The 13,871-nt window shown below is 57.1% G+C and carries 11 protein-coding genes; 5 read left to right on the forward strand and 6 right to left on the reverse strand.

Translation table 11 applies throughout. The features are described from left to right. The first annotated feature begins 64 nt into the window (after positions 1-64). Positions 65-2,770 carry a valine--tRNA ligase gene (locus ASO19_RS05040; protein ID WP_086431512.1) on the forward strand — a complete coding sequence of 902 codons (2,706 nt, stop codon included), beginning with the start codon at positions 65-67 and terminating at the stop codon, positions 2,768-2,770. Positions 2,771-2,874: 104 nt separating this feature from the next. On the opposite strand, the gene ilvD is transcribed toward ASO19_RS05040, so the two are convergent. Continuing rightward, positions 2,875-4,728, reverse strand: coding sequence for a dihydroxy-acid dehydratase (gene ilvD / locus ASO19_RS05045; protein ID WP_086431393.1), 1,854 nt, complete (start codon positions 4,726-4,728; stop codon positions 2,875-2,877). Positions 4,729-4,899: 171 nt separating this feature from the next. Here ilvD and msrA point away from each other — a divergent pair, with 171 nt between their 5' ends. After that, positions 4,900-5,433 carry a peptide-methionine (S)-S-oxide reductase MsrA gene (msrA, locus tag ASO19_RS05050; protein WP_086431394.1) on the forward strand — a complete coding sequence of 178 codons (534 nt, stop codon included), beginning with the start codon at positions 4,900-4,902 and terminating at the stop codon, positions 5,431-5,433. Positions 5,434-5,479: 46 nt separating this feature from the next. On the opposite strand, the gene ASO19_RS05055 is transcribed toward msrA, so the two are convergent. From ASO19_RS05055 to ubiE, 5 genes are all read right to left on the reverse strand, one after another. Next, entirely contained in the window at positions 5,480-6,799 is a 1,320-nt protein-coding gene (locus ASO19_RS05055; protein WP_103765538.1) for an ABC transporter ATP-binding protein, read from the reverse strand. A gap of 3 nt (positions 6,800-6,802) precedes the next feature. Next, the gene (locus tag ASO19_RS05060) at positions 6,803-8,080 is read right to left on the reverse strand and encodes a hypothetical protein (protein WP_143539834.1); all 1,278 of its coding nucleotides are present in this window, start codon (positions 8,078-8,080) and stop codon (positions 6,803-6,805) included. Positions 8,081-8,334: 254 nt separating this feature from the next. After that, positions 8,335-8,787 (reverse strand): dUTP diphosphatase, encoded by a 453-nt coding sequence (dut, locus tag ASO19_RS05065; RefSeq protein WP_103765539.1) that lies wholly within the window; start codon positions 8,785-8,787, stop codon positions 8,335-8,337. 35 nt (positions 8,788-8,822) lie between these two features. Further along, complete coding sequence (gene coaBC, locus ASO19_RS05070) at positions 8,823-10,010, reverse strand: bifunctional phosphopantothenoylcysteine decarboxylase/phosphopantothenate--cysteine ligase CoaBC (RefSeq protein ID WP_103765603.1); 1,188 nt, start codon at positions 10,008-10,010, stop codon at positions 8,823-8,825. Between the two features lie 2 nt (positions 10,011-10,012). Further along, a complete protein-coding gene (ubiE, locus tag ASO19_RS05075) occupies positions 10,013-10,801 on the reverse strand; it encodes a bifunctional demethylmenaquinone methyltransferase/2-methoxy-6-polyprenyl-1,4-benzoquinol methylase UbiE (RefSeq protein WP_081563158.1) in 789 nt (262 codons plus the stop codon). Between the two features lie 29 nt (positions 10,802-10,830). Here ubiE and mutM point away from each other — a divergent pair, with 29 nt between their 5' ends. The 3 genes from mutM (at position 10,831) to dnaA (ending at position 13,803) form a co-directional block, all read left to right on the forward strand. Next, positions 10,831-11,685: a bifunctional DNA-formamidopyrimidine glycosylase/DNA-(apurinic or apyrimidinic site) lyase gene (gene mutM / locus ASO19_RS05080; RefSeq protein WP_103765540.1), complete on the forward strand. Its 855-nt coding sequence runs from the start codon at positions 10,831-10,833 to the stop codon at positions 11,683-11,685. 108 nt (positions 11,686-11,793) lie between these two features. Next, positions 11,794-12,066 (forward strand): 30S ribosomal protein S20, encoded by a 273-nt coding sequence (rpsT, locus tag ASO19_RS05085; RefSeq protein WP_043560115.1) that lies wholly within the window; start codon positions 11,794-11,796, stop codon positions 12,064-12,066. Between the two features lie 285 nt (positions 12,067-12,351). Then, a complete protein-coding gene (dnaA, locus tag ASO19_RS05090) occupies positions 12,352-13,803 on the forward strand; it encodes a chromosomal replication initiator protein DnaA (RefSeq protein WP_154981439.1) in 1,452 nt (483 codons plus the stop codon). Positions 13,804-13,871: the final 68 nt, after the last annotated feature.

The raw sequence follows: 13,871 nt of genomic DNA on the forward strand, positions 1-13,871 counted from the left end.
CAAGTTTTCATGCCGGTGATATGAACATCACCCTCTGACACGCTACATCATGACCCGGGAAACCATGTCCGAACAGAATGCACACTCTTCTCTGATTCCTTCCGATCTGGAAAAGGCCTTCATCCCCGCCGATTACGAAACCACGCTTTACAGATTGTGGGAAAATGCCGGGACGTTCAGGGCGGACCCCGGGAAAGGTGGCTCGCCTTATTCCATCATGTTTCCGCCCCCCAACGTCACGGGGACACTGCATCTCGGGCACGCCCTGACCTTCACTCTCCAGGATATTCTTATCCGCTGGCAGAGGGAGAAAGGGGCCAATGTTCTCTGGCAGCCCGGTACAGATCATGCCGGTATCGCCACGCAGATGGTTGTCGAACGGGCTCTGGACAAGGAAGGCATCAACAGGAAAGAGCTTGGTCGGCCCCGCTTCATTGAGCGTGTCTGGGACTGGAAGAATGAATATGGCGGGACCATCATCCAGCAGCTTCGCCGCCTTGGTGCCTCGGCAGACTGGACCCGTGAACGGTTCACCATGGATGAAGGTCTGTCACGCGCTGTTCGCAAGGTATTCGTCCAGCTGCATGAAGAAGGGCTGATCTATCGGGACCGTCGTCTTGTCAACTGGGACCCTGTTTTCCGCTCGGCCATTTCTGATCTGGAGGTGGAGAACAGGGAAACAAAAGGCTCCATGTGGCATATCCGTTATCCTCTGGAAAACGGTGGAACCATCACGATTGCCACAACCCGACCGGAAACCATGCTGGGCGACGTGGCTGTGGCCGTCAATCCGGAAGATGACCGCTATACCAGCATGGTTGGCCAGACCATCATCCTTCCCCTGACGGGGCGGCGCATCCCTGTCGTGGCAGATGGACATTCAGACCCGGAAAAGGGAACAGGGGCTGTTAAAATCACACCAGCTCATGATTTCAATGACTTCGAAGTCGGAAAGCGTCATGACCTGCCAGCACCGACCATTCTGGATGAAAGCGCCTGCATCTGGCTGGATGAGATCCGTGCCGAACTGGCTGACCACGCTGGCATAAGCGACATCGAGTTCGTCCAGGCTCTGGAAGGTCTCCACCGTGATGAGGCCCGTAAGAAGATCGTTGAAAAGCTGGAAGAGATGGGCTGGCTGGAAAAAGTCGAGCCCCATGTGCTTCAGGTACCCACAGCCGAACGTGGCGGTGCCATTGTGGAGCCGAGACTGACGCTGCAATGGTACTGCGATGCGCCCAGACTGGCACAGCCCGCCGTCGAGGCTGTCCAGTCCGGTGAAATGGTCTTTGAACCCCAACAATGGGAGAATACCTTCTTCGCCTGGATGAGGGACCTTCAGCCGTGGTGCATCAGCCGTCAGCTCTGGTGGGGGCATCAGATACCGGCCTGGTATGGGTCTGATGGAAAAACCTACGTTGCAGAGACGGAAGAAGAAGCCCAGAAGAAGGCTGGCCCTTCCATCACCCTGACGCAGGATGAAGACGTGCTGGACACATGGTTCAGCTCGGCTCTCTGGCCGTTCACGACACTGGGCTGGCCGGACAGGACGGAAGAGCTGGAGTTCTATTATCCAACCAGCACCCTGGTCACCGGCTTTGACATCATCTTTTTCTGGGTATCCCGGATGATGATGATGGGGCTTCACTTCATGGGGAAGGTTCCTTTCCGCAAAATACTGATCCATGGCCTTGTTCGGGATGAGAAGGGACAGAAAATGTCCAAGTCCCGAGGCAATGGTATTGATCCTCTGGATCTGATTGCCGATTACGGGGCGGACGCTACCCGCCTTGCCATTGCTGCGGGTGCTGGGCTGGGACGGGACATCAAGCTGGGCCGTACCCGTGTTGAAGAACATAGAGCCTTCATCACGAAGCTCTGGAACGCCTCCCGGTTCCTCCAGATGAATGGAGTGAAACCGAATCCCGGTTTCAATCCATCTGCTGTCCAGTCCACCATGGCCCGCTGGATTCTGGAGGAAGCCCGCAAGGCCGTGACACAAGCCGATGCGGCACTGGAAGCCTCCCGTTTTGATGAGTACACACGCTGCTGTTACAATTTTGTCTGGAATATTTTCTGTGACTGGTTCGTGGAATTCTCCAAACCGACCTTCCGGGCCGGTGGTGTGGAGGCAGAAGAGCTGAAGGCAGCTGGTGCGTATGTACTGGGTATTATTCTGCGCATGATGCACCCCGTCATTCCATTCGTGACCAGCACGCTCTGGGAGAAGCTGGGTTATTCTGGACCGTTTGGGACCGACAGCTGGCCTGAGATTCCCCAGATTGCCGGTGCTGAAGACGCTGCGGATGAAGTCAACTGGGTCATCCGGTTGATCAGTGACGTGCGGACTGTTCGGGCAGAAATGAATGTTCCGCCATCCCAGAAAGCCCCGCTGCTGCTGCGTGATGCTTCGGAAAAAACGCTCGAACGGGCCCGTAAATGGCAGGCTGCCATCGACCAGATGGCTCGTGCCTCCGAAGTTTCACCACTGGCAGGGGAGCCGCCGAAAATGGCTGCCCAGCTCATTCTGGATGAAGCAACCATCTTCCTGCCGCTGGAGGGTGTGATCGACCTTGAGGCGGAAAAAGCCCGTCTCCAGAAGGAAATCACACGGCTTGAGGGGGAAATCGGCAAGGTCGAAAAGAAGCTCGGCAATGAGAACTTTGTTGCCCGTGCCAAGCCTGAGGTTGTTCAGGAAAATCGTGACCGGCTGGAGACGTTCCAGCAGGAGCTTGCCAAGCAGAAAACAGCTCTGGGGCGTATAAGCTGATTTCCCGTTGCCATCAGAGTAAAAAAAAGCCTGCCCTGAAACGGCAGGCTTTTTTATTGCAAGGGATTTATCGAGAGGGACGGTACTGACAACCGTCCCTGATATTACAGCTTCTTGACGATGATCTGGGACAGATCCCGAACAGCCCCATGGGCTGCACTGGTCGTCATGGCCGCATAAGCCTTCAGAGCCGTGGAAACGACACGTTCACGCTGAGGCTGCCAGCCTGCAGAGCCCTTCCCATGCATGGCAGCACGGCGCGCTTCAAGCTCTGTCTCCGACACTTCCAGATGCAGACGCCTTTCAGGAATGTCGATGATAATGGCATCACCTTCTTCCACCAGGCCGATCAGACCGCCTTCAGCGGCTTCCGGAGACATGTGACCAACAGAAAGCCCAGAACTCCCGCCTGAAAAACGTCCATCAGTAATCAGTGCGCAGGATTCTCCCAGCCCCATGGATTTAAGATAACTGGTCGGGTAGAGCATTTCCTGCATTCCCGGTCCGCCTTTGGGCCCTTCATACCGGATGACCACGACATCACCCGGTATGATCTCCTTGCCCAGAATGGCATTCACAGCAGCATCCTGACTGTCAAAGACACGGGCACGCCCCTTGAACTTCAGAATATGTTCTGCAACCCCTGCCGTTTTGACGATGGCGCCATCCAGCGCCAGATTTCCATAAAGAACAGCCAGCCCGCCATCCTGCGAGAAGGCGTGGTTCCGGTCACGCAGAACACCGGTCCGACGGTCCCGGTCCAGCTCCCTGTACAGGCTGTTCTGGGAAAAAGCCTCAACCGTCCGCACACCACCAGGCGCTGCCCGGAACAGCTCTTCCGCCTCATCCTGATTCTGCATGATGTCCCAACGCCTCAGGGACGCCGCCAGCGTAGGAGAGTGCACAGTCGGCGTTCCCGCATCAATCAGGCCGGCACGATCCAGCTCTCCAAGAATGGCCGGAATCCCGCCAGCCCGGTGGACATCCTCCATATGTACATTGGCAACGGAGGGCGACACCTTGCAGAGGTGAGGGACCTTCCGGGACAGGGCATCAATATCACTCATCGTGAAATCGACTCCGGCTTCCCGGGCTGCGGCCAACAGATGCAGCACCGTGTTGGTGGAGCCCCCCATGGCAATGTCCAGCGTCATGGCGTTGGTGAAAGCCGCCTTCGTAGCAATGCCACGGGGAAGAGCCGTTGCATCGCCTTCCTCATACCAGCGCTTTGCCAGCTCTACGCTCAGGCGGCCAGCCCCAAGAAAAAGCTCCTTACGTTTGGCATGTGTCGCCAGAAGAGAGCCATTGCCCGGCAGGGAAAGACCAAGCGCCTCCGTCAGACAGTTCATGGAATTGGCCGTGAACATGCCCGAGCATGAACCGCAGGTCGGACAGGCGGATCGTTCCACACGTTCGGAGATGTCATCACTGACACGTTCATCAGCTGCCGCCACCATGGAGGTCACAAGATCAACCGCCCGCTCAATGCCGTCCATGTCTGCCTTGCCAGCTTCCATTGGCCCGCCAGACACGAAAACGGTCGGGATGTTCAGCCGTAGCGAGGCCATGAGCATGCCCGGTGTAATCTTGTCACAGTTGCTGATACAGACCAGCGCATCGGCACAGTGGGCATTGACCATATATTCCACGGAATCCGCAATCAGTTCCCGTGAGGGCAGGGAATAGAGCATCCCGCCATGCCCCATGGCGATACCGTCATCCACGGCAATGGTGTTGAATTCCCTGGCCACACCACCGGCTTCCTCCACAGCCGAAGCCACCAGAGCTCCCATGTCCTTGAGATGGACATGACCGGGCACGAACTGGGTATAGGAATTGGCAATGGCAATGATGGGTTTGCTGAAGTCCCCATCCTTCATGCCTGTCGCTCTCCAGAGCGCACGGGCCCCTGCCATGTTGCGGCCACGGGTGCTTGTATGGGAACGATAGGCAGGCATTCAGGAAACCTCTTTCAAAAAAAATATTTTCAGGGCGTTCTATAGTAAGAAACGGTAACATAAAACAAAAAAATTGAAAGATATGAAAAGCATGGCGATTGCCCCCTAGCGATACAGGCCGCTGAAGGCCATATGCAGGGCACTCACGATTTTACACGGACAGGAGCAACCATGACACAAACATCATCCATCATCCTTGGGGGCGGGTGCTTCTGGTGTGTCGAAGCCATCTTCAACGGTCTCAGGGGCATCATCTCTGCCAAACCGGGGTACGCGGGTGGTCATGTAGAGCATCCCAGCTACAAGGCTGTCTGTACCGGCAAGACCGGCCATGCCGAGGTAGTACGGGTGGTGTTCAATCCTGCTGAAATTGGTCTGGAAGATATTCTCCGGGTTTTCTTCACAACCCATGACCCGACCCAGCTGAACAGACAGGGCAATGACGTAGGCACGCAATACCGCTCCGTCATCTTTGGTGATGAAGCCCAACAGGCCGTTGCCCGGACAGTCCGGGACGACATTGCAGCCCAGAACATCTGGGAGGCACCGCTTGTCACCTCCATTGAGGGACCTGCCCACTTCTGGGAGGCGGAAGAAAGCCATCATGATTATTTTGCCCGCAACCCGGAAACAGCCTATTGCGCCGCTGTCGTGGCCCCCAAGGTTGCCAAGGCCCGCAAGCTCTACCGGGACCGGCTGAAATAATCAGTTCTCCATCATGAAAACAGTGGAGGAACGGAAAAAGGTTCCTTCACTCGTCATATTCCAGCAGCACACGGTCCGTTTCTTCATCATAGCCAAACAGATTGGCATAACGGGCCCATGATATGGCTGTATTCATTGTCTGCCGGGCATAGGTTGTGGACATGGTATCTTCCAGCTTGCGGCGGAATATATCAGCATCCATGGCATGGTTGCTCCGCTCATCCAGCGTGCTGCGGATCAGCTTCAGCAGCGGGACGGAATGAAGCAGGGCCGTCCGCATGATGTCCCGGCGCGCATCGGCATCGCCTTCCACGAAGGTACGGCCCGTGCTGGTAAGCATGATGTCTCCATCCTCCAGCTCTGCGAAATCCAGCAATTGCAGGGTTTCACCCAACGGGAAAAGGTCATCAAGAGTCATCTGGAGTTGATTGGCCAGCTCCGGCAGGTCTGCCCGACCAGAGAGGGGCGCATGTTCCAGCGATTCCATGAGGCCGACCAGAAGTTCAATGGAAATGTCGGGCAGCACGATGAAGGAATCACTTTCATCCTGAACCTCTCCCTGATCGGGCGCGGAAAGGTCAGCCTCCGAAACACTGGGCGCCCGAAGGGTCATCAATGTATATATCTGATCCACAAAATGGCGAAAATCATCGTCCTGACGATTCCGGGGATGGGGGAAGGGCACAACAATCTCATGCGTGATACGCCCTGGCCCCGATGAGAACAGTAAAATCCTGTCACACATCAGCACGGCTTCTTCAATGGCATGAGTGGCCAGCACCATGGCTTTCAAAGGTCCCAGCCGATGTTCCTGCCACAGTTCTATCAGGTCTGTTCGCAGGTTTTCGGCGCTCAGATGATCGATATTGAGAAAAGGCTCATCAAGCAGAAGGATTTCAGGCTGCCGTGCCAGAGCACGGATCAGCGAGGCCCGTTCTGCCAGAGCATCAGAAAGCTCTCTCGGATAGGCACCTTCATATCCGTCCATATCGAGGACCTCGATGATGGCATCCGCAATTTTTTCCCGCTCTTCCCGGGGCTGACGTCTGGCCTCCAGAGCAAGAAGAACATTTTCCCGTACTGTCAGCCATGGAAAGAGAACATCATCCTGAAGGATGATGGACACCGTTTCGAGCGCCTGGGCAGTAGCTCGTCCTTCCCGCCAGAACACTTTCCCCTTTCGGGGCTGTTCCAGGCCAGCCATGATCTTCAGAAGGCTGGATTTGCCCGAGCCTGAACGTCCGACAAGCCCCAGAATTTCCCCCTCCCGAACATCCATGTTGACCTGTTCAACAATGGGAACGTCCTGATGGCGGGATTTATGTGCAAACTGTGCACAGTCGGCCAAGCGTAAGATAGCACTCATGAGCTAGATCCTATAACGGTGCGCCATGCGCTCCTGCAATGGAATGCAGATACCCCATCGGACAGACACAGCCATCAGCGTCATCAGGCACAGCAGGATGCCCTGTACACTGTAGGCGTGAGCCTGAAGAATACGCAGATGGAGCGTTTTCCTTTCCAGCAGAGCGGCCAGATAGACATTGTCCCAGAAAAAAGGCAGCGCCACGACAGCTGCCTGCAGCAGAGGCGGGCAAAGCAGGGGCAGGCGGACATCCTTCCAGAATGACCACAGGGGCAAACGAAGATGATGCCCCATCACGATGAACTGACGCCCCGCAACGTCGGCTTCCCGAAGAAACGCCCAGCCAGTGATGCCCATGACCGCCAGAGCCGGCATGACATTCAGAGGGACGGGTACGGACAGTCCCAGCCAGACCATGAAAACAGGAAAAAGCGCTACCACCAGGCAGGCCTTCCGGATCCGCTTCTGCACCTGTACAGGAGCACCCAGCAGCAGGCCCCCCAGCCACCCCCAGACTCCACCAACCAGACAGACCGCTACCACAAGAGCTCCCAACGGCCCCGGTATGCCCCAGAACCCCCAGGAAAGGATCATGGTCAACATGGTTCCGGCTCCTCCCAGCAGGCAGCGCCTCTTCCAGGAAGCGGAACGCTCCTCCAGCCTCTGTGTCTGCATCTGGTCACAGACGGCATAATGCCGACCGTATCCGCGCAGGGGCGCAATGAGACCATGCTGAACCAGCAGCACAGGCACCAGCATGAGAAGCAGTACGCCACAGGCGGACAACTCTCCGCCTGTTTTCAGAGCCGAGAGAAGTGCTCCCCCCAACCCGGAAGGGGTATGGGAAAGAAACAGTGCAAGAACCAGCTCCCCTCCCAGAATACGGAGCCAGAAATCGGGCAGGTCCCTCAGAACGGACCGTACGAGTTCAGGGAAGGCAAACGGGATGTGAAGGCGCCAGAAACCCTGCCAGCGCCCCAGCCGCAAGGCTCTTGCCGTTTTCAGAAAACTGGACGGGATTCCTGTTTCCGCTTTCAGGGTGGCGTGGACACTCCTGACCAACAGGCTGAAGCAGCCCACCGCCACGACATCCCAGAACGGCGTCATGACCATACAGAACAGCCCGACAAGGCAAAGGGAGGGAATTTCTCCCAGTATGGCCGTCACACCAGCCAGCGCCCGACGCAGGCCAGTCGAACAGGCCGCCAAGGAGAGGAGAACACAATGCCCCGCAGCCGCCAGAAGCAGCGCCACCACTCCCTTGCCCAGGGTCCAGAACATATCATCCCATGGAGACGGGAAGACAGGGAAGGGCACCAGACCACATGCCCGCAGAAGCCCATACAGTCCCCCCAGAATCAGGACACAGCAGGAGAGACCACTTCCCTGATAAGCCAACAGCCAGTGCCTGCTTCTTTCCCCCAGTCTGGAAAGGTACGCAAAGGGCCAAGTATCCCGTCTCATGGCTGGCCCATGGCCGAATGAATCTTCATGACCGACCCCTCAAAAATCAGCCGCCGGGACTGGAAAACCGGTCAATGGCCGGTACTGCCGAAGCCCCCATGCCCTCGGTCTGTTGTATCAAGGCTGCTGCACTCCTGCCACTGCATTCTCACGACAGGCGCCAGAACCCCCTGGGCAACCCTCATCCCACGTTCGATGACAAAATCTTCCGCCCCGGCATTGATGAGGATGATGCGGATTTCTCCCCGATAATCTTCATCAATGGTGCCGGGACTGTTGGGCACCATGATGCCGTGCTTCAGGGCCAACCCGGAGCGGGGACGTATCTGAAGCTCATGCCCCTCAGGCAGGGCAACACACAGCCCTGTCGGCACCAGTTTCCGCTCCCCCGGACGAAGTATCAGAGGCTCCTGCACCGCCGCCTGGAAGTCAACACCGGCAGCTCCGGCAGTTCCATAGGCAGGCAGCTCCAGCCCCTCGGAATGGGGGAGGCGAAGAATACGGACTTTCACGACATCGGACATGGCTTGATCCCCTCACAGCTAAAGCCAGAGGACTGTTAATCCTGTTTCTGGAAAAAAGCCACCACCCGCTCTGCAAGCTGTTCTGCCAGAGCGGGTTTGGTCATTTCTGGCCAGCTCTCCGTTCCATTCTCTGTCAGGAACAATACCTGATTTTTCTGCCCACCAAACGGATGCCGGCTCACATCATTGGCAAGAAGCCAATCACACCCCTTGCGGCGACGCTTCTGCTCCGCATGACTCTGAAGATCATCCGTCTCCGCCGCAAACCCGACAACCAGTGCCGGACGTTTTGCAACATGGGACAGCGTGGCCAGAATGTCAGGATTCTCTCTCAGGGAAAGAACAGGCGGAGCCTCTGCCGTTTTTTTCATCTTCCGGCTGCTGACAGTCTCAGGGCGCCAGTCACTGACAGCTGCCACACAGATGGCTGCATCAGCCGGAAGCTGTGCAAGGCAGGCAGCCTTCATCTCTTCTGCCGTCCTTACGTCAATCCGCTGGACAGACGGTGGAGTGGGCAGAAAGACAGGACCACTCACGAGCCGGACGTCGGCACCTCTGGCCGCCAGAGCGCCTGCAATGGCATAGCCCTGAAGCCCTGATGAATGGTTGGAAATGAAGCGGACAGGGTCAATCGGCTCTACCGTCGGGCCGGCCGTGACAATGATACGGCACCCCCTCAGGCCTGTTCCCCCCGACAGGGTTGAACGGACTGCCGCCAGAATCTCGTCCAGCTCTGCCAGACGTCCCATGCCGGTTTCACCACAGGCCACGGCACCATGCGCCGGACCAACGCATCGGACACCCCGCTGCTCCAACAGGGCAAGATTGGCCTGTGTGGCAGGATGGGACCACATGTGAGGATTCATGGCCGGTGCCAGAAGAATGGGAGCAGCCGTTGCCAGGAGAAAGGTCGTGGCCAGATCATCAGCCATGCCCTGTGCCATGCGAGCCATCAGATTGGCCGTGGCCGGGCAGACCAGCACCAGGTCGGCCGACCTGGCAAGAGCGATATGACCGATCTCACTTTCCTGCCCGGGGCGGAACAGCTCATCATGGACAGGAGCGCCACACAACACTTCCAGGGACAAAGGCGTCACGAACTGCTTCGCCGCTTCCGTCATGACGGGCACGACCTCCATGCCCTCATGCCGGAGCTGCCGGGCGAGATCCAGCGCCCTGTAGGCAGCAATGCCACCTCCCAGAATGAGAATGACGCGGGCCATGCTCAAAGCCGCCAGCCAGAATGAATGGCCACGATCCCTCCCGAAAGATTCTGATAGGATACACGATCCATCCCCGCCGCCCGCATCATGCCTGCCAGTGTTTCCTGATCCGGGAACATGCGGATGCTTTCAGCAAGATACTGATAGCTCTCCGCATCACCAGCAATCATCTGCCCCATGCGGGGCAGCACCTGAAAGGACCAGAGATCATAAAGGGCCGAGAGGGCCGCCACATCCACTTTCGAAAATTCAAGGCAGAGAAAACGCCCGCCCGGCTTCAGCACACGACGGACCTCCCGCAGGACAGCATCCTTGTCCGTACAGTTGCGCAGTCCGAACGCCATGGAGACCCTGTCCATCGAAGCATCGGGAAAAGGCAGTGCCTCGGCATCGGCAACACAGACATCCATCTCCCCGATCAGCCCGGCCTTGATGGCCCGCTGACGGCCAACTTCCAGCATGGCCTCGTTGATGTCCGAAAGCACGGCATGGCCACCACCACGACGCAACCAGCCAAAAGTGATGTCTCCCGTACCGCCAGCAAGGTCGAGCAGCCTGTATCCCGGCTGCGGGGACAGCATGGTCACGAAGATGCGCTTCCAGACCCGATGGATACCGAGGGACATGGCGTCATTCATGACGTCGTATTTGCCAGCAACGCTTTCAAAAACCTGTCGGACCAGCGGTTTCTTTTCGCCCCGTGGCACATCACGGTAGCCGAAATCAATCGTATCAGCCTCAAAATCAGCTGACGAAGAAGAGGAGGTATGGGAAGAATGGTGTTCAGTCATATGCCACCGTTATCTCATTGCGGATATTTATGCCAGAACTCCCAGAAGTTGAAACCATTCTCCAGAGCATGAAGGCTTCGCTGAAGGGTCACAGCCTGTCCAGCGTGGAGGTCAACCGGCCTGACCTGCGTCTGCCTTTTCCGCCAGGTCTCTCCACAATCCTCCTCCATCAAACGATCATCCAGTTGAGACGTCGTGCTAAATATATTCTGATGGATTTCCAGCATGGCTGGACCCTTCTCATACATCTGGGCATGTCCGGCAGGCTGTTCATCGACCCTGCCCGCCAGAATCTGCCACCCCGCAAGCATGAGCATCTCGTCCTGTGGACCAGCAACGACCATCGTGTCGCCCTGGTGGATCCCAGACGTTTCGGTATGGTCTGTCTCTTCCAGACAGAACAGGAACACCAGCAGCCACAGCTTGCCCATCTGGGAGTGGAACCTCTTTCTGACCAGTTTACGGCAGAAGCCCTTGCGGCAACCCTGGTCACGACACGGATGTCTATCAAGAATGCCCTGCTGGACCAGCGCCGGATTGTCGGACTGGGGAACATCTACATCTGCGAAGCCCTGTTTCGGGCCCGCATCCATCCCGCACGGGCCGCTGACAGTCTGAGCAAGGCGGAGACAAAACGTCTCTGCAGCCTCATTGTGGAGATACTCCAGACGGCTATTGCAGCCGGAGGCTCCACATTGCGGGACTATGTGCACACTGATGGCCAGCCAGGGGCTTTCCAGACCCTGCATCTTGTCTATGGCAGGGAAGGGCAACCCTGCCCAGCATGCCTGGCAAAAGGGTATTCCATCCCCATACAGCGTATGACACAGAGCAGTCGGTCCACGTTTTTCTGTCCACACTGCCAGAAAAAGTTGCGTAAGTGACCCGTTATTGCCGCAGGATATGAAGACAGTGCTTGACGCCATGTCAGCGGAGCGGTAGAGGGGCAGACATTATTTTTTAGCGAACTATCCGCAGGAAACCTGAAGCCCATGGCAAACAACGCATCTGCCCGTAAACGCATCCGTCAGAACGAGCGCCGCCGTCTGCGCAACGCTTCCCGCCTGTCCCGTATGCGTACCTTCATCAAGAATGTTGAGAAGGCCATCCTGTCCGGCGACAAGAATGCAGCGGCAGAAGCACTTCGTGCGGCCCAGCCTGAGATGCAGCGTGCAGCTGGCAAGGGTGTGATTTCCCGCAACACGGTCAGCCGCAAGCTCTCCCGCCTCTCTGCCCGCATCAAGTCTCTTACCGCCGCTGCCTGATCGTCCGATCCAGGCAGAATGGCCCGTTTCATCAGGACCTGATGAAACGGCTTCGGGCGCGCCCACTGGGCGCGTTCTTTTTTTGCCCTCACGCAAAGCGGGGTCGTGTCATGGCCCAAGCAGGCTTTCCCTTTCCTGAAGGTTAAGCTAGTGTGACAAGCCCCCCAACGCCCCGGCAAAAACACTTGATTACCCCTTCTGGCGGGTTCTACCCTAGCCGAAGGCCTGCAAGACCATGAAGTACGGAGATCAGAAGTGGAAAAAGCTCAGTCCCAGGACGCTGCTATGGCCTCTTCTGAAAATTCTGCTCTCAAGGCATCTTGGCTGCGCATCTGCGATCGCCTGAAAGGTGAGGTCGGCGATGTGGAATACAGGATGTGGATCCAGCGCATTACGTTGGGCCCGCTGGATGATGATGAAATTACCCTCTACCTGCCGGAACGTTTTCTGAGAGACTGGGTCCGTGCCCAGTATGGCCAACGCCTTCAGTCCCTGTGGCGTGAAGAGAATCCAGCTGTCCAGCATGTCGAATTACGGATCGACAAGAAAGCACAGCGTGCCGCAAAAACCGGGGATGATGCTCCACAGGCTGAAGAGGGCGGGGGGGCTGCGAATCTCTCCATCAGCGCCATGGCCAATGAAGATGCAGCGGCCCTGGATCGTGAAGAGGCCGTTGCAGCCACTTCGCCCTCGATGAATGAAGTGCGGAATGATCTTGCCGTCCCGCTGGACCGCCGCTTCACGTTCGACAATTTCGTGGTCGGCAAGCCCAATGAATTCGCCTATGCCTGTGCAGGGCGTGTTGCGGATCATCCCGCCAGCCCCGGTTTCAACCCGCTCTTCCTGTACGGTGGCGTTGGTCTTGGCAAGACCCATCTCATGCACGCTATTGGCCTCAAGCTGATCAGCCGCGGGAACATCTCGGTCGCCTATATGTCTGCCGAGAAATTCATGTACCGTTTCATTGCGTCCATGCAGTCCAAATCCCAGATGGAGTTCAAGGAACAGCTCCGGTCGGTTGATGTGCTGATGATTGACGACCTCCAGTTCCTGATCGGGAAGAACAGCACGCAGGAAGAATTCTTCCATACATTCAATGCGCTGGTGGATGCAGGGCGGCAGATCATCGTCAGCGCTGACAAGAGCCCCTCTGATCTTTCCGGTCTGGAGGACAGGCTCCGCACACGGCTGGGCTGCGGTATGGTAGCGGATATTCACGCTACGACCTTCGAACTGCGCATTTCCATTCTGGAAGCCAAGGCCAAGGCCTCTGGCACGCCTGTCCCTCCCAAGGTGCTGGAATATCTGGCCCACAAGATCACCACCAACGTGCGGGAGCTGGAAGGTGCACTGAACCGCCTCATCGCCCATGCTGATCTGGTAGGCAGACCCGTCACGCTGGAATCGACACAGGATGTCCTCAAAGACATGCTCAAAGCTCATGAGCGCCGTGTCACGATCGATGAAATCCAGCGCAAGGTGGCCGAGCATTTCAATATCCGTCTGACCGACATGTCATCAGCCCGTCGTGCCCGGGCCGTGGCCCGCCCCCGGCAGATTGCCATGTATCTGGCCAAACAGCTTACAAGCCGCAGCCTCCCGGAAATCGGCCGGAAATTCGGCAATCGGGACCATACGACTGTCATGCATGCCGTGAACCGCATTTCGGAGCTCATGGAACAGGACCCCGGTCTGGCTGAAAGCGTCGAGCTGCTGCGCCACATGCTGGAAAGCTGAAGATGGCTTTTCAAGCATGTCCTTGTTTTGCTAGAGAGACATATTACTCTTCCCGATAAGGCTTTGGG

The organism is Parasaccharibacter apium (genome assembly GCF_002917995.1).
Classification (GTDB): domain Bacteria; phylum Pseudomonadota; class Alphaproteobacteria; order Acetobacterales; family Acetobacteraceae; genus Bombella; species Bombella apis.